The sequence below is a fragment of the Flavobacterium segetis genome (genome assembly GCF_900129575.1).
GTDB lineage: Bacteria > Bacteroidota > Bacteroidia > Flavobacteriales > Flavobacteriaceae > Flavobacterium > Flavobacterium segetis.
On sequence record NZ_FQWE01000006.1, the window covers coordinates 198,819 to 224,836 of the forward strand.

A 26,018-nucleotide genomic window follows, 5' to 3' on the forward strand; every position below is an offset into this window, starting at 1 on the left:
CTAGTCTCGCTTATCCCGATATTACGCGAAAAATCTTTTTTAATTGTTTTGCATTTGCCTATAAAACGAATTATAAACAATAGAAGAAAATAGCAACGGAAAGCGGTAAAAAGTTCCTAAAAAAAATATGCTAATGAAGAAACTACCAATATTTACACTAGGTGTAGAGGAAGAATATCAAATTATTGATCCTGAATCTAGAGATTTGCGCTCGCATTTATCAAAAATTGTTGATGGTGCAAAAATAATTTTAAATGAGCAAGTAAAGGCTGAAATGCACCAATCAGTGGTAGAAGTAGGTACTAATATTTGCAATAATGTAAATGATGCTCGCAATGAAATACGGTTTTTACGATCTAAAATTGTTGAACTAGCTGATAAGCAAGATTTAATTGTTGGTGGTGCTGGAACACATCCTTTTTCTAAATGGCAGGATCAGCCCATTACTGACGATCCGCGTTACCATGATATTGTGAACGAATTACAAGATGCTGCACGTTCAAATTTAATTTTTGGGATGCATTGTCATGTTGGGATTGAAAACAGGGAAATAGGTTTGCAATTGATGAATCAAGCTACTTATTTTTTGCCTCATATTTTTGCACTTTCAACTAATTCGCCATTTTGGGAAGGACGACAAACGGGATATAAATCGTTTAGAACAAAGGTTTTTGATAAATTTCCTAGAACGGGTTTACCTGAATATTTCGACTCCGTTGGAGCGTATCAAAACTTTTTAGACACGTTAGTTAAAACTAATTGTATAGATAACCCTAAAAAAATATGGTGGGATTTGCGTTTACATCCCTTTTTTAATACGATTGAATTTAGGATTTGTGATATGTGCTTAACAGTTGATGAAACTATTTGTATTGTAGCAATTATTCAAGCAATTGTAGCTAAACTTTATAAACTAAATATGAATAACACCAGCTTTAATGTTTACAGAATTGCGCTGGTTAAAGAGAATAAATTTCGTGCCGCTCGTTACGGAATTGACAATAATATGATCGATTTTGGTTTGCAAAAAGAAGTTGAAACTAAGATTTTGATTCTAGAACTACTTGATTTTATTGATGATGTGGTGGATGAATTAGGAAGTCGCGATGAAATTAATTTTGTGCATGAAATTTTAAAAAATGGGACTGGTGCTGATAAGCAGTTAACAGTATTTAATGAAACAGGGTGTCTTTCAAGCGTTGTCGATTTTATAACAGGAGAATTCACAAAGGGATTGTAAATAATATTTTATCTTTACATCTCGCTTATAAATAAATGTTTATGATAAATAAAATATTAAAAGTTGCCTTGCTAGATATGTACAACGGCGAACCTAACCAAGGAATGCGTTGCATTATTGATGTAGTGAATCGCTTTAGTCCAGTGGTAAGTTTTCAAATATTTGATATTCGTAGTAAATGTGAATTTCCTACTATTGAAAAATTTGATATTTATATTTCTACAGGAGGTCCAGGAAATCCATTAATAGGAGATGGTAATTGGGATACAAAATATTATGAATTTATCGACTCATTAACCAAGTGGAATAATGAAAATGCAATTAAAAAGCATGTACTTTTTATTTGTCATTCTTTTCAAATGGCTTGTTTGCATTTTGGATTAGCAACGGTTACTAAAAGAAATGATACAAGCTTTGGGGTTATGACTATTCACAAAACTAAAGAAGGTGAAACTGATTCATTATTTGAAGGCCTATCCGATCCTTTTTACGGAATTGATTCTCGAGATTACCAAGTCGTACAACCCAAATTAAGCGTTTTTACTAAAAAAGGAGCAAAAATTATTTCATTAGAAAAAATTAGAGATCATGTTCAATATGAAAGAGCGATAATGGCTGTTCGATTTACAGACTATTTCGTTGGTACACAATTTCATCCCGAAGCTGATCCCATAAGTTTTGTTGCTCATTTGCGAAACAAAGTAGCTAAAGAGAAAATAAAAAATATGAAAGGCGAAAAGAAGTTTCGAGATATGTTAGAAGATTTAATGGACGATGATAAAATCTACAAAACTAATGAGACTTTGATTCCGAATTTTCTTCGTACTGCTATAAATGATTTGATGAAAACAAAAAAAATGTTATCTAATTAGTTAATAATTAAGTTTATGATTTCAAAGTATCGGGAGTTATTTAATGCTCAATTCAGTGACAAAAAATACCAAGATTTCAAAAATGATATCGCTTCTGATTTTAATTATTTACCCACTTTTAGAGTAGCTGAAACCCCATTTTTTATCTCTAAAAATTTAAAACAACAATTGATTGAAGGATGTCAAGAAGTTATCACTTTTATTAAACAAGAAGAATTCAAAACACTTACTGACAAATCATTAGAACTTAATCATAAAGTTCCAAATGAAGATAAACACACTACTTTCTTAGCCATCGATTTTGGAATATGTATAGAAAATGGCGAAATTGTGCCTAAATTAATTGAGGTTCAGGGATTTCCTTCTTTGTATAATTATCAAGCTAATTTGTACGAGAAATTCAAAAATCAATATCCCTTTCTTGAAGAGTTAACTCCTTTTTTTGATGGAATAGACAATCATAAATATCAAGAAATTTTAAAAGAAGTGATTTGTAATTCACATCCCAATGAAAATGTGATTTTGCTTGAAATTGAGCCAGAGAAGCAAAATACAAAAATTGATTTTTATTATTGCAATAGAGATATTGGAATCCCAATTATATGTGTTACTGATCTGATTAAAAAGGATAAACAGCTTTTTTACCGGAACAGTAAAGGCATAGAAATTCTTGTAAAGCGAATCTATAATCGAGTTATTTTTGACGAACTTAATTTGCGAAATGATTTAAAATTAAACTTTCATTTTACTGATGATTTAGATGTAGAATGGGCTGGTCATCCCAACTGGTTTTTTAGGATAAGTAAATTTATTTTACCTTATTTAAAAGGTAAATATTTTATAGGAACAACATTGTTAAGCGAATTAAAAGAAATTCCCAAGGATTTGGAAAATTATGTTTTAAAACCTTTGTTTTCATTTTCAGGAACTGGCGTAATTTTCCATCTAAAAAAGGAAGATCTTGAAAACGTTATTGAAAAAGAACTTTACATACTTCAAAAAAAGGTAAATTATATCCCAATTGTTCAATCTCTTGATGGAAAAGTTAAAGCAGAAGTGCGAGTACTTTGCGTTTGGAAAAAAGAAGATGAATCTCCCACTCTACTCTGTAATTTGGTGAGATTGAGTCGTGGTGAAATGATAGGTGTAAAATTTAATAAAGACAAGGACTGGGTTGGAGGAACTTTAGGCCTATTTGAAAGCGAAAGACTTGCAGAAATTAATTTGTGAAAAATAAAAATAAATTCTGTTTCTTGATCAAATCTAATTTAAATTTTTATAGTTATTCCCCTCCAAAAACGACCATGATGCGTTATAGAAACTGGCTTATATTTTTGATTTGCATCTACTTGAATATATGGAATGCCATTAATTTTAGCTATTTTAGTTTCTAAAGTAATTGTACTAACTAAATTAAAATTTTTGTTTTCAGTTACTGCAATGGTATAAATCAAATCCTTAGTGATTTCTGTTTGAGTAAAATAGACAAAGCCCTCGCAGAACACAATCCCCTTAAATTCACTTTCATATTTACATTCTAATTTTAAAGGAAAATAACCTCTTTTTCCAGTTTCTCGATTGTAAATTTTATAAGCAGCTTCCTTTCGTGTCCATAAATTCCAAACTATAATTTCAGGATTTGGTGCATTTTCAATGAGTAATCGCTCACTTGGAGTAAATATTTTATCTAAGAATCCTTGACGTTGCCAATTACTTTCTATTTTGGCTAGAGCCAAATCGACAATGTCATTTCCTATCATTTTACTTTAAATAGATTTAACTTTTCTCCGCTAATTTAGTTTTTATTATATCCATAGCAGCGGCAACATTAATCATACGCTCCATTGACTCATTATCTATTACAATGCTATATTTTTCCTCAATGTCTAAAATAACATCTACTAAATTTGCCGAATTAATTTTTAAATCATTAATGAAATCAGTAGTTTCTGTTAATGTTTCTAATGCAGATTGATCTAGAACATAAGGTCTTATAATTTCCTTTAATTGCTCAATAATTTGTTCGTTATTCATTTTTATTATTCTTTTTACTAAAGTTTTTATCTATAAAAAAGCACTGCCATTTCATCAAAATTTATTGAGTTATCTCAACTAAATTGATTGATACTATTTATGATTATATTTTTTAAATATTACACAACCATTTACATCGCCAAAACCAAAACTAGCTTTAGCTAAAATTTGGATATCTTTTTGCACATATTTCTTCGGAATTTTTGACTCATCAATGATACTACTAATTTCTGGATGTATATCATCACAATTAATATTTGGGAAAATAAATCCATGATGCAATTGCAAAATAGAGGAGACGCTTTCAATACTTCCTGCGCCAGACAAGCAGTGACCTACCATTGATTTTAGAGAATTTATATATGGGAAATCTTTCCCTTTTAATCCTAACGCTTCACTCCAATTTTGAATTTCTAAACTATCCTTTGAAGTTGCAGTTAAATGACCGTTTATTGCATCAATATCATTTGCATTAATTCCAGCATTGGCAATAGCAGCAGTTATACATTTCTGCACGGCAACTGGATTTGGAGCAGTCATAGTTCCAAGTCCACGTTGCCCACCAGAATTTATGTTTCCTCCTAAAATCTCTGCATAAATCCTAGCACCACGAGCTAAAGCGGTTTCTAAATCTTCAATTAGTAATGCTCCTGCGCCACTACCCGGAACAAATCCTGATGCAGTTGCGCTCATAGGTCTCGAGCCTTGCTCCGGCGAATCATTATATTTAAAAGTGCAAACACGCATAGCATCAAATCCACCCCAAATATATGGCCCAGAATCGCTAGTACTTCCTGCTAAGATTCGTTTGGCTTGTCCTGATTTTATCCTATCATAAGCCATCATAATACTTTCTGTTCCAGTAGTACATGCAGATGAATTCGTTGTTACTTGGTTTCCTAAACCTAATTTTCCGCCTAAATAAGCACTTACACCACTATTCATTGTTTGCGCTACGGCTGTACTTCCTAGACGTCGCGTTTGAAAATCATCAATTTTATAAATGCTTTCGCGAAACTTGTCTATTCCCGAAGTTCCTGTTCCAAATATGGTCCCGCTTTCCCAATCTGGATTTTGATTATTTTCAACTGTTAAACCCGCATCAATCCAAGCATCGATTCCTGCAATTACTCCATATAAAATCCCCGATGAATTAAAATTACGAAGTTCTAATTCTGAAAAGTATTTTAATGATAATTCCTCTGAAATATTGGGTTTACCTGATATTTGACAAGAAAATTTAAGTCTCTCGAGTTCTAAATCATGTATAATTCCAGAAATACCATTTTTGATGGCATGAGTAAACGAGTCTAATCCAACTCCATTTGGGGCAACAACTCCAAGACCTGTTATTACTACTCTTCTATTCATAATATGATTTTAATAGACTACAAATTTTAATTTCTTTTAATTATGAAAATAGGATACAATATAAATCGTTATTCATCTCTTAATTACCTTATCATTCCTGCAATTATCCCGCTACAAACTGTCTCGCCTTTTTGATTTTTCATGTAAACTTTACATTTTAATTTTCCAAATCGAAAATAAATTTTTTCAGAAAAAACACTTACTTTTTCATTTGGGAAAACTGGTTTTAAAAAATCTATTTCATTGGAAGTTAGTGCTATTGATGAATTTTTATTAAATGAATTATTTAATAAAAAAACACCTAAACAGACTACACCTATTTGAGCCATTGTTTCTGTTAAAATAACACCAGGAGTAATAGGATTGTCCTTGAAATGACCTTTGTAAAAATCATGATTCTCACAATATGTATAGCTACCCTCTACTCCATTTTCATTAATTTGGATGATTTCATCAACAAATAAAAATGGTTTTGAATACGGTAATTTTGATATAATTTCTTCAGAGGTCATCAATACTTTATTTATAAATTAAAAAAGATCATTTACAAAAGTTAAATAAACGATATTACAATTATCAGTTTTAAAATTGTAATAAAACTCTTTGTGCTGAAAATCCTGGACCAAAACTCAGCATTAGACCTTTACTTCCCTTTGCGGGATTATTATCCATTATTCGCTCTAAAACGTATAAGACTGTAGCGCTTGACATATTTCCATATAATCGCAATACTTCCTTAGTATCAAATATATTTTTTCCTAAATCAGAAAATAAATTTTCTACAGTTTGCACAATTTTTTTACCACCAGGATGAAAAATTAAATGATCTACGTCCTCAATTTTCAACTGATTTTTTTCTAAAAAAGGATGAATAATATCAGGAAAATGAGAGGCAATAGTCTCAGGAACTTCTATATCGAGAACCATTTGTAAACCTGAGTTTGTCAATTTAAAACCCATCATGTGAATATTGTCATAAAAATGATACATTTCTTCAGCTAAAATTTCAGGTCCTTCATCCGCCTCATGCGATGAAAGTAAGACGCAAGCTGCACCATCACCAAAAATTGCTGCACTTACTATATTTGCCATTGAAAAATCATCCAACTGAAATGTCGCAGTAGGACTTTCAATCGCTACTACTGCGGCACGTTTCCCGGGATTAGCCTGCAGAAAATTTTTCGCATAAATAATTCCAGAAATTCCCGCAGCACAACCCATTTCTGTTACAGGAAGTCTTACAATATCTTGGCGTAATTTTAATTTATTGATTAAGTAAGCATCCAATGACGGAATCATGATTCCAGTACAACTAACTGTAATTATATAGTCCAAGTCATCTGGATTCCAGTTTGCTTTTTCTAGTGCTTTTTTCAAAACTTGTTCTCCAAGATCAATTACTTCGCGAACATAAATATCATTTCTTTCTTCAAAAGAAGTTTTAGTAAAAACCTCTATTGGATCCATTATTGAATACCGTTTATCAACTGCAGCACCTTCAAAAATTTTTTTTACTTTCCTGATAAAACGTTCGTCCTGTCCTTCTAACCAAGCGTCTAAAAAAGGAATAATCTCCTCAGTTGCTCTTGAATATTTAGGTAACTGTTTAGCTACTGTTTTAATTTTTACGCTCATATTTTTGAAATTATCCATTGGTATCTAAAGGCCCATTTCCAATGAATTTTATAATTATTATTTAATCTTTTAGAAAATTCGACTAATTCTTCTTTTTTAAAACCTCTCAAAATTGAAGTTAATCCATCTTGACGTGACATATCATTCAGCTGAAAAACAAAGCATAACCCTTGAAATAAACGGTAAGCAACAGCACTTCGATGTAAATCATTAATAACAATTCCCATAGTAGCATTTGAATAAAACACTTTCAATAGATGGTTAATTTGTTCATCCTTAAAATGATGTAAAGTCAATGTGCACAATACAATATCGTATTTTAATTCTTGAAATGATTCACAAAAAATATCTTGACATAAATAAGAGATATTGAGATATTTTTGCGAAAGCTGTTTGGCATGAGATATTGTAAAATTATTAGCATCTATACCAATCAACTTGAATTTTAAGTTTTTTCCTAAAGCATATTCAGCTATTGTTCGCAGCATGTCACCATTGCCACAACCTACATCTACTATAGTAATTTCTTTATCTCTATTTTTAGATTGAAGTAATTCTTTTACTCCTTGTAGTGTTAACTTATTGCCTCCTAGAAGTTGATTGATCTTTGCAATTTTATCTAGAGCATCTCTAAGGACTTCTCCTTCCATATCAAAATCGTCCATTATTTCAGGATCGTCAGTTCTATATTTAGTATTCAATACCATTTAATAATTAAGGGTTATTGGTTTTCCGTGAGTTTTTTTAATTATTAATGGCAGCAATAATGGAAAAGCGATTAATATACGCATTAGTATCGAAGATAGTTTCGGTTTTTGTAATATACTTGACAGCAAACGTCCCATTTTTAAACGAAGTTCAAAATTAAAATTCCATTGTTCAATATACTTATTTTCTAATTCATTTCTTGTTTTAATTTGGTCATTATAATATTGAATTACTAATTCAGAGACAATTTTAGCACTGTGAATAGCCATTGCCATTCCATTTCCGCACAAGGGATGAATTAAACCAGCAGTGTCACCAATCATCAAAATGTGATTTTCTACCGCTTGTTTTTTTTCGAATGAGACTTGGCTTATCGTTAATGGCTTTTGAAAAAGCAGTTTAGAATGTGAAAAAACTGATTTTAAGTGTGGATTTTTAAAAACTACATTCTCCTGATAATCATCAATATTCTTATATTTTTTAAAAGTTTTATAATCAGCGAGGTAACAAATATTTATAGTATCATTTTCTACTTTAGAAACGCCGCAATAGCCACCCTTAAAATTATGTAAACCAACTAAATCTTTTGGGAAATTTCCAGAATAATGCGCTTTTACTGCTAACCAGTGAGATTGTTTCTGCATAAAAGTACGTGATAATTGTTGATCAATATTAGATCTTTTCCCAAAGGCTCCGATTACAATTTTTGAATCGTGAACATTATTATTAGATGTGGTTATGGTAAATATATCGTTTTTAAATATTATAGATTCGACGGTATCTTTAATTATTGTGCAGCCGTTTTCTACTGCCTTTTTAAATAAATATTGATCTAATGTGTAACGACTTATTCCAAAACCGCCTAGCGGTAAGGTGCTTTCAATAATTTTACCTGATACTGTAGAGAATTCCATGTCTGTGATTGCAGTAGGATGCAGATCAGAAATTTTTAAATCTAAAAATGATAGATAAGGAAGGACTTCATTAGAAATATATTCACCACAAACTTTATGTTTAGGGTACTCGTTTTTTTCTATTAGAACAATCTTTAATCCCATTTTTGATAAATGTATAGCGGTCGTCAATCCCGCTAAACCGCCACCTACTATAATTACAGATTTCTTAGTCATTGTGGTAAATTTAATAATTAAGTTTAACAATGACTTTCAAAATTGAATAAATTTTTTGTAAAATTTTTGTAGTAAAAATATAAATTGTTAGTTTTGTTTGAAGTATGGAAAATTTTATCAAACAGAACACATTGTTATTATTACCAATTTTTTTATTGGTGATTTATTTTTGTGCTGGAGTTTTTTATAATCCTGCTTATGTCATCTATATCAAACCATTGATTATTCCGTCGTTCCTTGTTTACGCTGTAAAAAGTAACATAACAAATTTATCAAAAAATTATTTTCTTTTTGTTTTCTTTTTCTTCCTACAAGAGATCTTACTCTTATTTTGGCAAGATTCACTTCAATTTTTTAGGGCAGCCCTAATCGCATCTTTTTGTTGTTACATCGCATTAATACTTTTGGGTTATAAGTCAATTAAAAATAAAGAAATTCAAATTTTTCCCAGTGGTTACACGCTTTTTATTCTGGGTTTAAATTGTGTTTTTTTAGTAGCAATTATTTTTATATTAGCTTCTGCAATAAGTGATGAGTTCCTAAATATCATTATAATTTTTAATGCAATAACCGCAATACTACTTGGTGCTACAGCTGTTACTTATTTAGGAAAATATGGTGATAGCAAAGCATATTACTTTTTTTTCGGGGCTTTTGCATTGATTTTTAATGATGTTTTTGCAGCCGTTGCTACCTATTTTGTTCAAAATATTTTTTTAAATGCATTAGATAGAATTTTACATTTTACTTCATTTTATTTGATTTACCTATTTATGATAAGCACTAAAAAAAAGGTTGAAAATCATACTATTGATCTCCAACCTTAAAAATTTAAAATAATATACTATACTTTATTATCTTTTATATCGTCAACAATTTCTGGATTTATAAGAGTAGAAATATCTCCAAAACTTGAATAATCTCCATCCGCTATTTTACGTAAAATTCTACGCATTATTTTACCAGAGCGTGTTTTAGGTAAACCAGACACAAATTGAATTTTATCTAATTTTGCTATTGGTCCAATATGATTTGAAATTTGCTGATTAATTTCTTTCTTCAAATTTTCTTTGTCGCGGTATTCTCCTGATTCTTTTAAAATAACAAAACCGTACAATGCATTCCCTTTAACATCATGCTGAAATCCAACAATAGCTGACTCGGCAACAGCAGGATGTTCATTAATTGCATCTTCAATTGGTGCAGTTCCTAAATTATGACCAGAAACAATCACTACATCATCAACGCGTCCTGTAATTCTATAATAACCTACCTCATCTCTCAAAGCACCATCGCCTGTAAAGTATTTTCCCGGAAATGTTGAGAAATAGGTATCCTTATATCTTTGATGATCACCCCAAATAGTTCTAGCAATTCCGGGCCACGGAAATTTAATACAAAGACTACCATTTACTTGATTTCCCTCTATTTCATTACGTTTTTCATCCATTAGGACTGGCTGAATACCTGGTAATGGTAATGACGCATAAGTAGGTTTAGTAGGAGTTACAAATGCAATTGGAGAAATCATTATCCCGCCAGTCTCGGTTTGCCACCACGTATCAACAACAGGACATCTTTTAGCTCCTACATGATCATTGTACCAGTGCCATGCTTCCTCATTTATCGGTTCACCTACAGAGCCGATTACTTTTAGGGAATTCAACTCGTATTTTTGAACGTATTCCAAATTTTCTTTTGCCAAAGCTCTAATAGCTGTTGGAGCAGTGTAAAATTGAGTAATTTTATGTTTTTCAATGGTTTCCCAAAAGCGACTAAAATCCGGATATGAAGGCACTCCTTCGAAAATTACCGTAGTAGCTCCATTCAGTAATGGACCATATAAAATATAGGAATGTCCAGTAATCCAACCAATATCAGCAGTACACCAAAAAATATCGTTTTCTTCATAATTAAAAACATTTTTAAAAGTGTAGGCAGTATAAACCATATAACCAGCTGTTGTATGAACCATACCTTTAGGTTTTCCAGTTGAGCCCGAGGTATATAATATAAATAGCGGATCTTCAGCATCCATTATTTCAGCAACATTATTATCACTTGCTGCGTCTAAAAGGGGCTGCAACCATTGGTCACGTCCCTCTTTTATAACTATCTCTGAATGAATACGCTTGACTACTAAAACATTTTCTACAGAAGAACATTTTTCTAATGCTTCATCAATAATGCCCTTTAAATCTATTGTTTTATTACCTCTATATCCACCGTCAGAGGTTATAACCATTTTGCATTCGCTATCGTTAATCCTGCTAGCCACAGCAGCAGCAGAGAATCCTGCAAACACAACCGAGTGAATAGCTCCTATGCGTGCACAGGCTAATGTTGCAATTGCTAATTCAGGGATCATTGGCAAATAAATACAAACACGATCTCCCTTTTTTATACCTTGTTCACGCAACACATTAGCCATTTTACACACACGCTGATGCAATTCAATATAGGTGATGTGTAGTGCATTTTCTGATGGATCGTTAGGTTCAAATATTATAGCGGTTTTATCACCTCTTTTAGCTAGATGTCTATCAATACAATTTTTTACAATATTAACTTTCGCCCCTTCAAACCATTTGATATCAGCTTCAACCATATCAAAATCGACAACTTTATCCCATTGTTGATACCATGTGAAATTTTCTTCTGCTATTTTTCCCCAAAATTTTCTTGGTTCACGAACTGATTTATTGTAGTGTTTAAAATATTGTTCTAAATTTTCAATTTTGTAATAGCTCATGTTTTATTTTTTTATAAAAGTATTAAATCTCTGGCACTTGTTAAAATTATTTTTATGATAAATAGCAATCAAATAAAGAGAATTATTATAATTACGAACCTTTTATTTGATATATATTTAAAAAGTGATGCTTTTAGACTCAAATTTAAAAAAATAAAAAAACGTGAAAAAATACTTCCTTCACGTTTAGTCCGATAAATCTATTTATGCTATTGATATAATAATTTTATTAATTTTTAACAAACTAAAATATTTTAAGCGATCATAATCTAAGTTGTAAGGGATTAATTCACTTAACTTCAACAGAAGTTAAGTGAATGTAATAGCATCAATTTCATTTGATTAAAGATTTAACTAATTCAAATTATTATGGTTCAAAATGATAGATGCCTAATCCCAATAAACTTTTAATATTCACTTAATCACGTATTATTATATTATCCAATTTTTTTCATTGTAGTCATCGATTCTCTTAACCATTCTCCAACCTCTTCAATTGGGTGTTGACGAATACTTTTATTAACAGCAATTAAAACGACATTATCAATGGCATTAGATGTTGAAAATGGTTTTCCTATAACATTAGTCTCCACTGTTTTCATAAAATCAGCTAACAATGGTTTACAGGCATGATCAAATAAATAACAACCATATTCGGCTGTGTCTGATATGATTCTATTCATTTCATACAGCTTTTTTCGAGCTACTGTGTTTGCAATCAAAGGTAATTCGTGTAATGATTCATAATAAGCTGATTCTTCAATAATACCTGTTTCAGACATTGTTTCAAAAGCCAGCTCCACTCCTGACTTTACCATTGCTATCATTAAAACACCATTGTCAAAATATTCTTGCTCCGAAATATTTACATTGGTAGGAGCTGTTTTCTCAAATTTAGTTTCGGCTGTTGCAGCCCTCCAAGTAAGTAAATTAACATCGTCATTCGCCCAATCGATCATCATATTTTTTGAAAATTCACCGGAAATAATGTCATCCATATGTTTTTGAAATAAAGGACGCATAATGACTTTTAATTCGTCTGATAGTCTGTAAGCTTCAATTTTTGCGGGATTTGACAAACGATCCATCATGTTTGTAATACCACCATGTTTCAATGCTTCGGTAATTGTTTCCCAGCCGTATTGAATCAATTTAGAAGCATAACTTGGTTCAATTCCGTTTTCAACCATTTTATCAAAACATAAAATAGAACCAGTTTGTAACATACCACATAATATGGTTTGTTCACCCATTAAATCCGATTTCACTTCTGCTACAAACGAGGAGTTTAAAACGCCTGCTTTATGACCACCGGTTGCAACTGCGTATGCTTTTGCTTGTTCAAAACCTTCGCCATTTGGATTGTTTTCTGGATGTACCGCAATTAACGTTGGAACGCCAAAACCTCTTTTAAACTCTTCCCTTACCTCTGATCCTGGACATTTTGGCGCGCACATAATAACGGTAATATCTTTCCTAATTTGCATACCCTCTTCAACAATATTAAATCCATGAGAATAAGCTAACGTTGAACCTTTTTTCATTAAAGGCATTATTGCGGTAACTACTGCAGTATGCTGTTTATCAGGCGTTAAATTGCATACTAAATCAGCAGTTGGAATTAATTCTTCATAGGTTCCCACCGTAAAACCATTATCAAATGCATTGTTGAACGAAGCTCTTTTTTGAGATATTGCATCAGCACGCAAAGCATAAGAAATATCTAAGCCAGAATCTCTCATGTTCAATCCTTGATTTAAACCTTGAGCACCGCAGCCCACTATAACGACTTTTTTACCTTGTAGCACTTTAGTTCCATTGGCAAATTCAGATTGATTCATGAATTTGCAAACCCCTAACTGTTCTAATTGTAATCTGAGTGGTAATGAATTGAAATAATTTGCCATTTTAAGTTTTTATTTATTTTTTAATTTATTGTAAGTTGTGTTGCTTCAGCATATCGCAGACGTTGCGAGCTTATCTATTTTATTTTAAGGTTTCTAAAAGCTTTGAAATATCCATTTTTGCTTTAGAAACTGAAATCCTTCCAGAGCGAACAAACTGCATGATTCCGTATGGTTTTAATTTTTTGTACAATGATTCGATATCAGCTCGCTGTCCTGAAATTGAAATTACAAAGTAGTCTCTCGCCACTGTTACAATAACTGAATGACTTTCTTTTATAATATTTTGTATTTCGCGTTCATCAAAAAGCAAACTTGATTGAATTTTAAAAAGCGCATTTTCTAAAAAAATGGTTTCGTCATCAATATGGTAGTATGTTTTTATTACCTCGATTTGTTTTTCAATTTGGCCCACAATATTTTGCACCCATTTTTCAGTAGTGTTAACCACGATAATAAACCGAGAGACACTTTCAATTTCCGACTCCGATACATTTAAACTCAAAATATTGATGTGGCGTTTTAAGAATATTCCTGATATTCTATTTAATAATCCCACGTTGTTTTCTGAATAAACAGAGATAGTGAATGTTTGATTTTCCATAATATTAACTTAATCGAATATCAGAAACCGATGCTCCTGTAGGAATCATTGGAAATACGTTATTTTCTTTTTCTACCATAACTTCTAGGAAGTAGGATTCTTTTGAAGCCATCATTTCAGCTACTGCACTGTCAAGATCTTCTCTTTTAACAACTTTTTTTGCTTTAATATAATATCCTTCAGCAATGGCAATAAAATTAGGGTTTGTCATTTCAGTAGAAGCATAACGCTTATCAAAAAAAAGTTGCTGCCATTGACGCACCATTCCTAAAAACTCATTGTTGAGCACCACAATTTTTACCGGAACTTTAGTTTGAAAAATGGTTCCTAGTTCTTGGATAGTCATTTGAAAACCACCGTCGCCTATAATTGCTACCACTTCACGATCTGGCATTCCCATTTTAGCACCAATTGCAGCGGGCAAAGCAAAACCCATTGTACCTAAACCTCCTGACGTTACATTACTTTTAGTTGAATTGAATTTAGCGTAGCGACAAGCAAACATTTGATGTTGTCCAACATCCGAAACCATAATTGCATCTCCCTTTGAGTGTTTATTTATCATTTCAATAGTTTCTCCCATCGATATTCCTTCTTTTTTCGGTTTCAATTCATCATTGATAACAGCTTTTAATTCAGTCTCGTATTTTTCTTTGAACTGGTTGTGCCAAGACTCATGAGTTTTACTATCGACTAATGGGATTAAGGCAGTCAACGACTCTTTTAGATCTGCCAGCACAGCTACCGTTGTTTTTACATTTTTATCAATTTCAGCAGGATCGATTTCAAAATGAATCACTTGAGCTTGTTTAGCATAAGTAGCTAGATTTCCCGTAACGCGATCATCAAAGCGCATTCCAAAAGCAATCAAAACATCACACTCATTTGTTAATACATTTGGACCGTAATTTCCATGCATTCCTAGCATTCCTACGTTTAAAGGATGTGCTGTTGGCAATGCCGAAAGTCCTAAAATTGTCCAAGCAGCAGGAATTCCTGATTTTTCAACAAATGTTTTTAATTCGGCTTCAGCTTCACTAAGAATCACGCCTTGTCCAAATACGATAAATGGTTTTTTAGCAGCATTAATTATTGCAGCTGCTTCTTTTACTTTGTTTAAGTTTAATACTGGTTTTGGAGTGTAACTTCTGATGCTCGTACATTTTTTATAACTAAATTCTAGTTCGTCAAATTGAGCATTTTTAGTAATATCAATTAATACAGGACCAGGACGACCAGATTTTGCAATATAAAATGCTTTCGCCATAATTTCTGGAATCTCAGAAGCTTCTGTTATCTGATAATTCCATTTTGTTACTGGTGTTGAAATTCCAATTATATCTGTTTCTTGAAAAGCATCAGACCCTAATAAATGTTTCCCTACTTGCCCCGTGATGCAAACCATAGGAGTGGAATCGATTTGCGCATCTGCAATACCAGTAACTAAGTTAGTTGCTCCCGGACCTGAAGTTGCAATGGCAACTCCTACTTTACCTGTAGCTCGCGCAAAACCTTGAGCAGCATGTGTTGCTCCTTGTTCATGGCGAACTAAAACGTGATGTAATTGATCTTTAAATTTATATAATTCGTCGTAAACCGGCATAATTGCTCCGCCGGGATAGCCATAAACTAAATTTACGCCCTCTTCCAAGAGACACCTTATTATAGCCTCAGCACCTGATATTTTATTATTTTTCATTTTTCTTTTTGCTTTTAAAAGCAGTAATTGGCTTTTGATTTGGCAATAATATTTTGGCTACAGCCAAAATATTATTTTAATTCCCAGACAAATTCACTGCAACAATTTTAAATTTTTAGATGCATCTAATTTTTCATCACTCACACTTACTGAACCCCATCTGTTACGCATCCTGAAGAGGCGCTTGAAACCGCTCTTGCGTATTTCAGTAAAACGCCCTTTGTAACCTTCAAAGCTGGTTGCACCCAACTTGCTTTTCGAGCGGCAAATTCTACATCAGAAATTTTTAAATTGATTGTATTTTTGATCGCGTCAATAGTTATTAAATCTCCATTTTTAACCAATGCAATCCCACCACCATCAAAAGCTTCGGGTGTAATGTGGCCTACAACAAAACCGTGTGATCCACCAGAAAATCTTCCATCAGTGATTAAAGCGACTGACCCACCCAGACCAGCACCCATAATGGCCGATGTAGGTTTTAACATTTCAGGCATTCCAGGCCCTCCTTTTGGACCAACATATCTTATTACAACCACATTACCGGGTTTTACAAGTCCGTTTTGAATTCCAGGAATAACGTCAAATTCGCTTTCAAAAACAATGGCTTCGCCTTCGAAAAACTCACCTTCATTTCCACTAATTTTGGCAACAGCGCCTTCTTCGGCCAGATTTCCATATAAAATTTGAATATTTCCTGTTGGTTTTAATGATTTTTGGATGGTATGGATAACATCTTGACCATCTTCTAAATCAGGAATATTAGCTAAATTCTCTGCCAGCGTTTTCCCAGTGACAGTGATACAATCTCCATGCATCAATCCTTCTTTTAATAAATACTTCATAACTGCTGGAACTCCTCCCACATTATGTAAATTTTCCATTAAATACTTACCACTAGGTTTTAAATCAGCGAGCATGGGTGTTCTATCACTTATATCTTGAAAATCTTTTAACGTAATCTCAATGTCTACGGAATGTGCCATAGCTATTAAGTGCATTACCGCATTAGTAGATCCACCAAGCACCGCTACAATGGTAATTGCATTTTCAAAACCTTTACGGGTCATAATGTCTTTTGGCTTTATATCTTGTTCTAATAATATTCTAATATATTTTCCAGCCTCCAAACATTCTCTTTTCTTTTCGTCACTCAATGCTGGATTTGATGAACTGTATGGCAAACTCATTCCAAGTGCTTCAATCGCTGATGCCATTGTATTAGCCGTATACATTCCGCCACAAGCTCCAGGTCCCGGACAAGAATTTTTTATAATTCCCTGAAAATCTTCATCAGAAATTGTGTTTTGAAACTTTTTCCCTAATGCTTCAAATGAGGAAACTATGTTTAAGCTTTCTCCTTTCCACGATCCCGAATGGATTGAACCTCCGTAAACCATTATTGAAGGACGATTAACTCTTCCCATTGCGATTAAAGCACCGGGCATGTTTTTATCACAACCTGGTATTGCAATCATACCATCATACCATTGTGCTCCCATCACAGTTTCTATGGAATCAGCTATCACATCTCTCGAAACTAAAGAGAAACGCATTCCTTCAGTACCATTAGAAATTCCATCGCTAACACCAATAGTATTAAAAATTAAACCAACTAAATCAGTATCCCAAACTCCTTTTTTCACATCTTTTGCAAGATCATTTAAGTGCATATTACAAGTGTTTCCCTCATAACCCATACTCACAATTCCTACTTGCGCTTTTTTTAAATCATCTTCTGTCAAACCTATCCCATAGAGCATTGCTTGTGCTGCAGGTTGCGTTTCATCTTGTGTAATTGTCTTACTATATTTGTTTAATTCCATTTTTTTTATGCTTGTATTTTTTTCAAAAATCATAGTTGAAAATTTATTATTTCTTTAAACAATTGTTGATTGCCCTATATAAACATTGTCGCTTTTAAAATATAGATCATCTTTGCTTGCAATATAATTCGCAATAAAATCTCCAACCTCATTCGTTCCAAATTTAGAATACGGATTCAAATCTGCCGTGACAACATTAAGCTCGATTGCCTTTTGCACTGCTTCGTACACTTTCTCCGATTCTAAATGAAGACCGAAATGTTCTAATAGCATTGCAGCTGATAAAATGGATGCAATAGGATTTGCAATATTTTTTTTCTTTGCCTCTGAAAATATGCCGTGTATTGGTTCAAATAACGCTGTTGAATTTCCGATCGAAGCGGATGGTAAAAGTCCAATAGCACCAGTAATAACACTGGCTTCATCAGACAAAATATCACCAAATAAATTTTCAGTAAGAATAACGTCAAATTGATTAGGATTCATAATTACCTGCATGGCAGCATAATCAACCAAAAGAAATTCAACTGTTACCTCAGGGTAACTAGCACTAATTTCCTTTACCACTTTTCGCCATAATCTAGAGGTTTCAAGTATACTCGCTTTATCAACCAGAGTGACTTTGTTTTTACGTTTTTGAGCTGCTTTGAATGCTAAATGTGTAATTCGGATAATTTCGTTTTCAGTATATTCACATAAATCTGACGCGATTGTTCCTTGTTCATTTATTTTTTTTTCGCTAAAATAGGATCCTCCAGAGATTTCTCTAAAAATGACAAAATCAGTTCCTTGAATTATTTTTCTTTTTATTGGCGAAAGATCTAATAAATCATTGTATGGCTTGATTGGCCTAACATTAGCATAAAGTCCTAGTGCTTGTCTAAGTTTTAACAATCCTTGTATTGGACTGGATTTAATATCAATTGCAGAGTCTTGAGAAATATCTCCAACAGTTCCAAACAAAACTGCATCCGTATTTAAACAAAGATTCAAAGTTTGTTCCGGTAAAGGATTACCTGTTTTTTCAATAGCAATAGCACCTATGAGTGCATCTTCAAAAACAAACTCATGATCAAAAACTACAGCAATAGCTGATAATGCTTTTTTAGCTTGTAAAACAACTTCTGGACCTATCCCATCTCCTGAAAGTGCGGCTATTTTTAAATTCATTGGATTGATTATTATTTTTAAATTATCACATTGATGAAGAATAATTTAACCTCTTATTAATTCATTATATATCTTACAAACCTCAATGATTTGATGAATATCATCATCTAAAACTTCCTTTTTAATATCGGCAAATTTTAAAAACTCTACATAAACAATATCTAATTGTACTTTTGATAATTCATAGCCCACTTTTTTTGCCCTGTAAGCTAATGCAGCTCTACCACTTCTAGCTGTTAAGACAATAGAGGACTCATTGACACCAACATCTAAAGGGTCCATGATTTCATACGTTGCTCTATTCTTTATTACACCATCTTGATGAATTCCTGAACTATGAGCAAAAGCATTAGCACCCACAATTGCCTTGTTTGGTTGAACAAGCATTCCCATACTTTCTGAAACTAAGCGACTCATTTCGTTCAACTGTTTGGAATCTATGTCAGTATATAAATTTAAATAAGGATGCTGTTTAAAAATCATCACAACCTCTTCAAGTGCTGTATTTCCTGCTCGCTCCCCTATTCCATTAATAGTACATTCAATTTGTCTTGCTCCATTTATAGCTCCAGAAATAGAATTTGCTGTAGCCATACCCAGATCATTATGACAATGACATGAGAGAATTACATTTTCTATTCCTTTTACGTTTTCTTTTAAATATTTAATTTTTGCTCCATATTCTTCTGGTAAGCAATAACCTGTAGTATCTGGAATGTTAAGAACAGTAGCACCTGATTTAATCGCTTCCTCGCAGACTCGAGCTAAAAATTCGTTCTCGGTTCGTCCTGCATCTTCGGCATAGAATTCCACATCTTCGACATAAGACTTGGCATGTGAAACAGCAAATTTTGTTCTTGCAATTATATCTTCTCTAGTCGTGTTTAATTTATGAATAATATGCGATTCCGAAGTTCCAATTCCAGTATGAATACGCGGTTTTTTTGCATATTTTAAAGCTTGCGCTGCTACATCAATGTCATTTTTAACGGCTCTTGTTAAACCACATACAGTTGCATTTTTAACAATTCTACTAATTTCTGTTACCGATAGAAAATCACCTGGACTAGAAACAGGAAATCCAGCTTCAATTATGTCGACACCCATTTCGTCTAATCGATTTGCAATAACAAGTTTCTGGTCAGTGTCTAACTTACATCCTGGAACTTGCTCTCCATCTCTTAAAGTGGTATCAAAAATTTGGACTTTCTCTCTATTCATTATCATTTATTTAATGTAATTTCACATTCTGATAACAAAAATAGATTTCAAAACAGCAACACAAAACTCAAATAAACTAAATATACTGTTCATAACCTATTTATTAAACAGCTAAATAACTTATAATCAAATATTTACACTTCTACATTTTACAATGGCTAACCATCAAAAAGATTTTTTGTTTGTATTAATTAAATCCCTTTCCAAATCGGAAAAAAGACAATTTAAGATATTTGCGAGTCGGCTAGAGACCAGCTCGAATACGAAATTTATAGAATTATTTAATGTTTTAGATAAGTCTGAGGCGTATGACGAAAAAATAATTTTAAAAAGCGGAATTATTAAAAAAGTACAATTGTCAAATCTAAAATCGTACGTATACAAACAAATATTAGTTAGTATCCGCTTGAATATTCCTAGCCAAAATATGCGTTATCAAATCCGGGAACAAATTGATTTCGCTTCTATTTTGTACAACAAGGGATTATACAAACAGAGTTTAAAAATTCTTGATAAATCAAAAATTCTTGCGTTAGAAAATGATGAGAAGTTAATGGCTTTTGAAATCGTGGAATTTGAAAAATTGATAGAATCGCAATACATAACCAGAAGTATTCAAGGTCGTGCTGATGAATTAGTTATTCAAGCAAAGGAGTTAAACTATCAAAATACAATTTCTAGTAAACTCTCTAATTTGTCATTGCAATTGTACGGAATAATGTTGAAAACGGGATATGTAAAAACAGATGAAGAATATAAGTATATCGACAATTATTTTAACAAGCACATCGCTAAGTTTGACGAGAAAAAATTTGGTTTTCGTGAAAAATATTGGTTCTATAATGCAAATCTTTGGCGTAGTTTTTTGGTGCAAGACTTTCTCGGAAGTTACAAATATGCATATAAATGGGTAACTTTATTTTATGAAAATCCAAATATGATTTATCTGAACCCGGTATTCTTTTTAAAAGGAAATAATTATTTACTGGAATCTTTATTCATGCTCAAATACAAGTCAAAATTCAAAAAATATTTGTCACAGCTCGAGGAGACAATTAATGATTCGAAATTTCCTGTTAATGATAATATTGCTTCGCTTTCTTTTTTGTATTTCTACAATAATAAACTAAATTTTCACATTTTAGAAGGCACATTTGCTGAGAGCGAGTATTTAATTCCGGAGATTTTACAAAAACTAAAATTGCATAGTGATCATTTAGATGAATATCATGAAATGATGTTTTTTTATAAAATCGCAAGTATTTATTTTGGTAATGAAAAGTATTTAGAATCAATATTCTATCTTGAAAAAATCATCAATAATAAAAACCTTTCCATGCGTGAGGATTTGATGTGTTTTGCGCGGTTGTTAAGTTTGATCGCTCATTATGAACTTGGAAACGATTATTACTTGGAAAATCATTTAAAAAACACCTATAAGTTTTTACTAAAAATGAATGATTTACATGAAGTACAAAAAGAAATTATTAAATTCCTAAAAAGTTTAAATTCTATTTATCCAAGTGATATTAAAAAGGAATTCATAAAAATGCGAGAACGTTTTATAGAATTAGAAAAAAACACTTATGAGAAAAGAGCCTTTCTTTATCTTGATATAATTTCTTGGCTGGAAAGCAAAATCAAAAATCAAAAAATTAGTGATATAATTAAGGAGAAAGCAAAATTGAGTAATAGATAATAAAGTATAGTCTCGCGCTTCTATTTTATAATTCTCTCCTTCCTCTTATGATATCATCAAATGAGGCACATTTTACATATTCTTGATTTCCTTCGATAATCATTGGTAAATAAATGAACTCCACAGCTGATAAATCTTCTTTGAGATAATAAGTCATGTCATCGAATTTAAAAAACCATTCGGTATCAAATTGGATTTTATTTATGGTCGCATCTTTAATCAATAGTTTTTCCTTGAGAGGTTTCATAATTTTTTATTTATTCTTCAAAATTAAAGTATCATCATAAAGTTGCCAAATTTTTATACTATTTTTATAATTGATCTAAATAATTAGAGCGTTTATTACTATCAATATAGATGCATTGAAGGGAGCGATTTCTAATAAAAAGTACTTGTACAATAATTAAAATTATCAAATTATGAACGGATTTTTTAAAACAATAATAGCAGGTTACGGTGCCAAGAAGTTAGGTGGTGGTTGTTTTGGTACAATATTACTTTTTATAATTATCTTTTGGATATTAGGTTATTTTTAGAATTACAACTCCAAAAATAACCTATTTATAATTTTAGCTTCTAGTACGCTAAAAGCTCTTTAAGATCATTTTCAAATCTTCCTTTTGGCAGATATTGATCTTCGAGTGCTTTTGTAAATGGAATGGGACTATCCAAACTCGCAACGCGCTTTACCGGCGCATCAAGATGTTTGAAACAGTTTTCCATGATTAATGCCGAAATGTCGCTTGCTAAGCCACCAAATAAGCTGTCTTCTTGATAGATAATTGCTCTACCTGTTTTTCGTACAGATGCGTATATAGCTTCGGTGTCTAAAGGTTGTAAAGTTCTTAAATCCAGCAAATCTGCTGAAATCTCAGGATTCTTTTCGAGAGTTTCTAACGCCCAATGAACCGCCGCACCAAAGGAAATAATGGTTATAGCCGTTCCTACCTGTATTAGCGCTGCTTTACCTAATGGAAGTGTATAATAATCCTTTGGTACTTCTCCATAAACGCTTCTGTAAAGCTGCTTATGTTCAAAAAATAGAACAGGATTTGGATCGTTAATTGAAGTATTTAATAAGCCTTTAGCATCATATGGGAATGCTGGATAGACTACTTTTAGTCCTGGAGTTTTTGTAAACCAAGCTTCATTAGTCTGTGAATGAAATGGTCCCGCTTGAGTTCCTCCTCCACAAGGCATTCTAATCACGACATCTGCTTTTTCAAGCCAACGGTAATGCGATTTAGCTAACAAATTGACAATTGGATTAAATCCAGTTGAAACGAAATCAGCAAATTGCATTTCAACAATTGCCTTGTAACCATTTATGGATAGCCCCATGGCTGCAGAAACAATGGCACTTTCACAAATAGGAGTATTTCGTACACGTTCTTTTCCAAACTGAGCCATAAAACCATCTGTAATTTTGAATGCTCCTCCATAATCAGCAATGTCTTGGCCCATTATAACTAAGTTGGGGTGGCGTACCATTGATTCTCGCAAACTATTAGAAATAGCATCAATAAATCGTATTTTATCTCTTTCTGATGGAGAGCTAATCTCTTCATATTGAAATGGTTTATATACATCATTTAATTCTTCACTATAAGTAGCTTCGATCTCAGGTTCAGTATTTGCAAACGCTAAGGCCTCATCAATTTCTTTTTTAATTTCAGATTTTAAAGCAAGATCAAACTCCTCTGTTAGAATTTCGTTTTCAGCTAAAAATTTTCTATACGTATTCACAGGATCTTTTATAGCCCATAGATCCATTAAATCTTGCGGAACATATTTTGTACCACTAGCCTCTTCATGTCCACGCATTCTAAAAGTTTTAAATTCTAGTAAAACAGGTCGTGGTTTTTCAACCATCGAAGCTTTTAACTCTGACAATAGATTAAAAACTTCTAAGATATTATTTCCATCTATTATGTGACTTTCAATTCCGTATCCTATTCCTTTATCGGCCAGGTTTTCACAACGATATTGCTCGTTAGTAGGAGTTGACAATCCGTAACCATTATTTTCGATAACAAACATTACTGGCAATTCCCACACTGCTGCAATATTTAAAGCTTCATGAAAATCACCTTCACTGGTTGCACCCTCACCAGTAAAAACTGCGGTTATTTTACCATTTTTCTTTAACTTGTTTGCTAATGCAATTCCATCTGCTACTCCTAATTGCGGGCCTAGATGAGAGATCATTCCAATTATTTTATAGTGTTGTGTTCCAAAGTGAAAGCTTCTATCACGACCCTTTGTAAACCCATTTGCTTTTCCCTGCCATTGTGAAAAAAGGCGATATAACGGAATATCTCTCCCTGTAAAAACGCCTAAGTTTCTGTGCATTGGTAAAATATATTCCTCACGATCTAGAACGGCAGTCACTCCCACAGCTATTGCTTCCTGTCCAATGCCAGAGAACCACTTAGAGACTTTACCTTGACGAATCAGAATAAGCATTTTCTCTTCAATAAGTCTGGGTTTTAATATCTTTTTATATAAATCTAATAGTTGGATATCAGTGAGATTTTTTCTATCGAAGATCATGTTTTTATTTTTATTATAGATTTCAAAGATAAAAAAATATAACAGTTTGGTCTTGTTTTGTTAAAATTTTTTATGCTGTTTTTAAGTTTTAAAATTTAGATATAAAATTATTCTTTACATTTGTATTTGCAAGGTTTATGGCCTTGCATTTATATTAAAAAATAGTAAACAAGATGCAAAACATTCCTAGTGTTAACTTGCGTGATTTCCTGTCGGACGATCCGACACGTAAACAAAAATTTGTAAATGAAATCGGAAGTGCTTTTGAAGATATTGGCTTTGTAGCACTCAAAGGGCATTTTTTAGACGACCAATTAGTCGAAGAATTGTATGGTGAAATTAAAAACTTCTTCGCTTTACCAATCGAAACAAAACGCGGTTATGAAATCCCTGGAATTGGCGGACAAAGGGGTTACGTTTCTTTTGGAACAGAACATGCAAAAGGTAGAAAAGAAGGCGATTTAAAAGAGTTTTGGCACTTTGGACAATATGTTTCCAAAGATTCAAAATACGCCACTGAATATCCTGAAAATGTGGAAGTAAAAGAATTGCCTCGTTTTAATGTAGTGGGAAAAGAAGCGTACCAGATGCTTGAAAAAACTGGTGTTTATGTTTTAAGAGCTTTGGCGATACATTTAGGATTGGATGAATTCTATTTTGATAATTATGCTAAAGACGGCAATTCAATTTTAAGACCCATTCATTATCCTCCTATTACAGCAGAGCCTGAAAATGCGATTCGCGCCGCAGCACATGGCGATATTAACTTGATCACTTTATTGATGGGAGCTCAAGGCAAAGGATTACAAGTACAAAAACATGATGGAGAATGGATTGACGCAATTGCGGAGTCAGATGAGTTGGTCATTAATGTAGGCGATATGTTATCACGTCACACAAACAACAAATTAAAGTCAACAATTCACCAAGTGGTAAACCCGCCAAGAGAATTATGGGGAACTTCACGATACTCCATCCCCTTTTTTATGCATCCCGTAAGCGATATGCCGCTAAACTGTTTAGAAAACTGTGTTGATGCGCAAAATCCAAAAAAATTCGATGACATTACTGCTGGGGCATATTTATATGAACGTTTAGTTGACTTAGGTTTAATTAAAAAATAGATTAATAAACATTCCAAATTCCAATAATATAAATTTGTGTTTAAATTCACAAATTGTTGGAATTTGGGATTTATTTTTTTGAATTTTATATCAATATATGGACTTACAAGACCAATTAAAAAATCTTTTCCCTGATCACGAGGCACTTCCTGAAGATTCAATTCAAAAGGAGGAACATCAGTTATATGTTCAAAAAGAACCCATGATTTGCAAATTTGAAAAACGAAAAGGTAAAGCAACAACTATAATTGAAGGTTATCAAGGAACTGACGAAGATTTTAAAATTCTGGCTAAAGAAATTAAAACCAAACTTAGCGTGGGTGGAACATTCAAGGACGATTCTATTATTATTCAAGGTGATTACCGCGTTAAGATTATGGAAATCTTAAAGAGCAAAGGATTCAAAGTCAAACGCGTTGGAGGATAACTCCCTGATAAATTAAGGAGTAACCTTCAACAAACAATTTTTCATATTT

The 26,018-nt window shown here is 32.5% G+C and carries 23 protein-coding genes; 7 read left to right on the plus strand and 16 right to left on the minus strand.

Going from position 1 to position 26,018, the window contains the following annotated elements:
• The first annotated feature begins 133 nt into the window (after positions 1-133).
• Genes BUA99_RS10490 through BUA99_RS10500 form a run of 3 tightly spaced genes read left to right on the plus strand, consistent with a single transcriptional unit; the run spans position 134 to position 3,342 of the window.
• Complete coding sequence (locus BUA99_RS10490; protein ID WP_072992128.1) at positions 134-1,240, plus strand: carboxylate-amine ligase; 1,107 nt, start codon at positions 134-136, stop codon at positions 1,238-1,240.
• Positions 1,241-1,281: 41 nt separating this feature from the next.
• Entirely contained in the window at positions 1,282-2,112 is an 831-nt protein-coding gene (locus tag BUA99_RS10495) for a type 1 glutamine amidotransferase (protein WP_084673529.1), read from the plus strand.
• Positions 2,113-2,127: 15 nt separating this feature from the next.
• Positions 2,128-3,342, plus strand: coding sequence for an ATP-grasp domain-containing protein (locus BUA99_RS10500; protein WP_072991888.1), 1,215 nt, complete (start codon positions 2,128-2,130; stop codon positions 3,340-3,342).
• Positions 3,343-3,380: 38 nt separating this feature from the next.
• Here the strand turns inward: BUA99_RS10500 and BUA99_RS10505 are convergent, their stop codons facing one another.
• The 7 genes from BUA99_RS10505 to BUA99_RS10535 all read right to left on the minus strand — a co-directional run bounded on the left by BUA99_RS10505 (position 3,381) and on the right by BUA99_RS10535 (position 8,990).
• Positions 3,381-3,872, minus strand: a complete 492-nt coding sequence (locus tag BUA99_RS10505) for a 4'-phosphopantetheinyl transferase family protein (protein WP_072991890.1) — start codon at positions 3,870-3,872, stop codon at positions 3,381-3,383.
• Between the two features lie 16 nt (positions 3,873-3,888).
• On the minus strand, positions 3,889-4,146 hold the full coding sequence (locus BUA99_RS10510) for an acyl carrier protein (RefSeq protein WP_072991892.1): 258 nt from the start codon (positions 4,144-4,146) through the stop codon (positions 3,889-3,891).
• A 93-nt stretch (positions 4,147-4,239) separates the two neighbouring features.
• Positions 4,240-5,517 carry a beta-ketoacyl-[acyl-carrier-protein] synthase family protein gene (locus tag BUA99_RS10515; protein ID WP_072991895.1) on the minus strand — a complete coding sequence of 426 codons (1,278 nt, stop codon included), beginning with the start codon at positions 5,515-5,517 and terminating at the stop codon, positions 4,240-4,242.
• A gap of 83 nt (positions 5,518-5,600) precedes the next feature.
• Positions 5,601-6,029, minus strand: coding sequence for a 3-hydroxyacyl-ACP dehydratase FabZ family protein (locus BUA99_RS10520; RefSeq protein WP_072991897.1), 429 nt, complete (start codon positions 6,027-6,029; stop codon positions 5,601-5,603).
• Between the two features lie 70 nt (positions 6,030-6,099).
• Complete coding sequence (locus tag BUA99_RS10525) at positions 6,100-7,152, minus strand: type III polyketide synthase (protein ID WP_072992130.1); 1,053 nt, start codon at positions 7,150-7,152, stop codon at positions 6,100-6,102.
• Positions 7,149-7,859: a methyltransferase domain-containing protein gene (locus BUA99_RS10530; protein ID WP_072991899.1), complete on the minus strand. Its 711-nt coding sequence runs from the start codon at positions 7,857-7,859 to the stop codon at positions 7,149-7,151. Before BUA99_RS10530 ends, BUA99_RS10525 begins: the two co-directional genes overlap by 4 nt.
• On the minus strand, positions 7,860-8,990 hold the full coding sequence (locus BUA99_RS10535; RefSeq protein ID WP_072991901.1) for an NAD(P)/FAD-dependent oxidoreductase: 1,131 nt from the start codon (positions 8,988-8,990) through the stop codon (positions 7,860-7,862). It lies immediately after the preceding gene.
• Positions 8,991-9,094: 104 nt separating this feature from the next.
• Between BUA99_RS10535 and BUA99_RS10540 the strand changes: the two genes are divergently transcribed.
• Positions 9,095-9,817, plus strand: a complete 723-nt coding sequence (locus tag BUA99_RS10540; protein WP_072991904.1) for a hypothetical protein — start codon at positions 9,095-9,097, stop codon at positions 9,815-9,817.
• Positions 9,818-9,834: 17 nt separating this feature from the next.
• Here BUA99_RS10540 and acs read toward each other — a convergent pair whose 3' ends face one another.
• From acs to BUA99_RS10575, 7 genes are all read right to left on the minus strand, one after another.
• Entirely contained in the window at positions 9,835-11,742 is a 1,908-nt protein-coding gene (gene acs / locus BUA99_RS10545; protein WP_072991906.1) for an acetate--CoA ligase, read from the minus strand.
• Positions 11,743-12,179: 437 nt separating this feature from the next.
• On the minus strand, positions 12,180-13,649 hold the full coding sequence (gene ilvC / locus BUA99_RS10550) for a ketol-acid reductoisomerase (protein ID WP_072991908.1): 1,470 nt from the start codon (positions 13,647-13,649) through the stop codon (positions 12,180-12,182).
• A gap of 79 nt (positions 13,650-13,728) precedes the next feature.
• Positions 13,729-14,250 (minus strand): acetolactate synthase small subunit, encoded by a 522-nt coding sequence (ilvN, locus tag BUA99_RS10555; protein WP_072991911.1) that lies wholly within the window; start codon positions 14,248-14,250, stop codon positions 13,729-13,731.
• Between the two features lie 4 nt (positions 14,251-14,254).
• Entirely contained in the window at positions 14,255-15,949 is a 1,695-nt protein-coding gene (ilvB, locus tag BUA99_RS10560; protein WP_072991914.1) for a biosynthetic-type acetolactate synthase large subunit, read from the minus strand.
• A gap of 146 nt (positions 15,950-16,095) precedes the next feature.
• On the minus strand, positions 16,096-17,775 hold the full coding sequence (gene ilvD, locus BUA99_RS10565; protein ID WP_072992132.1) for a dihydroxy-acid dehydratase: 1,680 nt from the start codon (positions 17,773-17,775) through the stop codon (positions 16,096-16,098).
• Positions 17,776-17,829: 54 nt separating this feature from the next.
• Positions 17,830-18,945 (minus strand): 3-isopropylmalate dehydrogenase, encoded by a 1,116-nt coding sequence (gene leuB / locus BUA99_RS10570; RefSeq protein WP_072991916.1) that lies wholly within the window; start codon positions 18,943-18,945, stop codon positions 17,830-17,832.
• A gap of 45 nt (positions 18,946-18,990) precedes the next feature.
• Complete coding sequence (locus BUA99_RS10575) at positions 18,991-20,166, minus strand: 2-isopropylmalate synthase (protein WP_072991919.1); 1,176 nt, start codon at positions 20,164-20,166, stop codon at positions 18,991-18,993.
• A gap of 154 nt (positions 20,167-20,320) precedes the next feature.
• Between BUA99_RS10575 and BUA99_RS10580 the strand changes: the two genes are divergently transcribed.
• Entirely contained in the window at positions 20,321-21,865 is a 1,545-nt protein-coding gene (locus BUA99_RS10580; protein WP_072991922.1) for a hypothetical protein, read from the plus strand.
• A 25-nt stretch (positions 21,866-21,890) separates the two neighbouring features.
• Here the strand turns inward: BUA99_RS10580 and BUA99_RS10585 are convergent, their stop codons facing one another.
• Both BUA99_RS10585 and BUA99_RS10590 read right to left on the minus strand, forming a co-directional pair.
• A complete protein-coding gene (locus BUA99_RS10585) occupies positions 21,891-22,112 on the minus strand; it encodes a hypothetical protein (RefSeq protein WP_072991924.1) in 222 nt (73 codons plus the stop codon).
• A gap of 329 nt (positions 22,113-22,441) precedes the next feature.
• Positions 22,442-24,418 (minus strand): alpha-ketoacid dehydrogenase subunit alpha/beta, encoded by a 1,977-nt coding sequence (locus tag BUA99_RS10590; RefSeq protein ID WP_072991927.1) that lies wholly within the window; start codon positions 24,416-24,418, stop codon positions 22,442-22,444.
• A 173-nt stretch (positions 24,419-24,591) separates the two neighbouring features.
• Between BUA99_RS10590 and BUA99_RS10595 the strand changes: the two genes are divergently transcribed.
• Together BUA99_RS10595 and BUA99_RS10600 are read left to right on the plus strand one after the other, a co-directional pair.
• On the plus strand, positions 24,592-25,542 hold the full coding sequence (locus BUA99_RS10595; RefSeq protein ID WP_072991930.1) for an isopenicillin N synthase family dioxygenase: 951 nt from the start codon (positions 24,592-24,594) through the stop codon (positions 25,540-25,542).
• A gap of 97 nt (positions 25,543-25,639) precedes the next feature.
• The gene (locus BUA99_RS10600) at positions 25,640-25,969 is read left to right on the plus strand and encodes a translation initiation factor (protein WP_072991932.1); all 330 of its coding nucleotides are present in this window, start codon (positions 25,640-25,642) and stop codon (positions 25,967-25,969) included.
• The last annotated feature ends 49 nt before the right edge of the window (positions 25,970-26,018 follow it).

Coding starts and splice junctions, on each gene's coding strand:
- BUA99_RS10520 (WP_072991897.1), bottom strand. CDS start 6,029: ATGACCTCTGAAGAAATTATATCAAAATTACCGTATTCAAAACCATTT.
- BUA99_RS10575 (WP_072991919.1), bottom strand. CDS start 20,166: ATGAATAGAGAGAAAGTCCAAATTTTTGATACCACTTTAAGAGATGGA.
- BUA99_RS10500 (WP_072991888.1), top strand. CDS start 2,128: ATGATTTCAAAGTATCGGGAGTTATTTAATGCTCAATTCAGTGACAAA.
- ilvD (WP_072992132.1), bottom strand. CDS start 17,775: ATGGAATTAAACAAATATAGTAAGACAATTACACAAGATGAAACGCAA.
- BUA99_RS10535 (WP_072991901.1), bottom strand. CDS start 8,990: ATGACTAAGAAATCTGTAATTATAGTAGGTGGCGGTTTAGCGGGATTG.
- BUA99_RS10495 (WP_084673529.1), top strand. CDS start 1,282: ATGATAAATAAAATATTAAAAGTTGCCTTGCTAGATATGTACAACGGC.
- BUA99_RS10540 (WP_072991904.1), top strand. CDS start 9,095: ATGGAAAATTTTATCAAACAGAACACATTGTTATTATTACCAATTTTT.
- BUA99_RS10515 (WP_072991895.1), bottom strand. CDS start 5,517: ATGAATAGAAGAGTAGTAATAACAGGTCTTGGAGTTGTTGCCCCAAAT.
- BUA99_RS10530 (WP_072991899.1), bottom strand. CDS start 7,859: ATGGTATTGAATACTAAATATAGAACTGACGATCCTGAAATAATGGAC.
- BUA99_RS10590 (WP_072991927.1), bottom strand. CDS start 24,418: ATGATCTTCGATAGAAAAAATCTCACTGATATCCAACTATTAGATTTA.
- leuB (WP_072991916.1), bottom strand. CDS start 18,945: ATGAATTTAAAAATAGCCGCACTTTCAGGAGATGGGATAGGTCCAGAA.
- BUA99_RS10595 (WP_072991930.1), top strand. CDS start 24,592: ATGCAAAACATTCCTAGTGTTAACTTGCGTGATTTCCTGTCGGACGAT.
- BUA99_RS10510 (WP_072991892.1), bottom strand. CDS start 4,146: ATGAATAACGAACAAATTATTGAGCAATTAAAGGAAATTATAAGACCT.
- ilvB (WP_072991914.1), bottom strand. CDS start 15,949: ATGAAAAATAATAAAATATCAGGTGCTGAGGCTATAATAAGGTGTCTC.
- BUA99_RS10585 (WP_072991924.1), bottom strand. CDS start 22,112: ATGAAACCTCTCAAGGAAAAACTATTGATTAAAGATGCGACCATAAAT.
- ilvC (WP_072991908.1), bottom strand. CDS start 13,649: ATGGCAAATTATTTCAATTCATTACCACTCAGATTACAATTAGAACAG.
- BUA99_RS10525 (WP_072992130.1), bottom strand. CDS start 7,152: ATGAGCGTAAAAATTAAAACAGTAGCTAAACAGTTACCTAAATATTCA.
- ilvN (WP_072991911.1), bottom strand. CDS start 14,250: ATGGAAAATCAAACATTCACTATCTCTGTTTATTCAGAAAACAACGTG.
- BUA99_RS10505 (WP_072991890.1), bottom strand. CDS start 3,872: ATGATAGGAAATGACATTGTCGATTTGGCTCTAGCCAAAATAGAAAGT.
- BUA99_RS10600 (WP_072991932.1), top strand. CDS start 25,640: ATGGACTTACAAGACCAATTAAAAAATCTTTTCCCTGATCACGAGGCA.
- BUA99_RS10580 (WP_072991922.1), top strand. CDS start 20,321: ATGGCTAACCATCAAAAAGATTTTTTGTTTGTATTAATTAAATCCCTT.
- BUA99_RS10490 (WP_072992128.1), top strand. CDS start 134: ATGAAGAAACTACCAATATTTACACTAGGTGTAGAGGAAGAATATCAA.
- acs (WP_072991906.1), bottom strand. CDS start 11,742: ATGAGCTATTACAAAATTGAAAATTTAGAACAATATTTTAAACACTAC.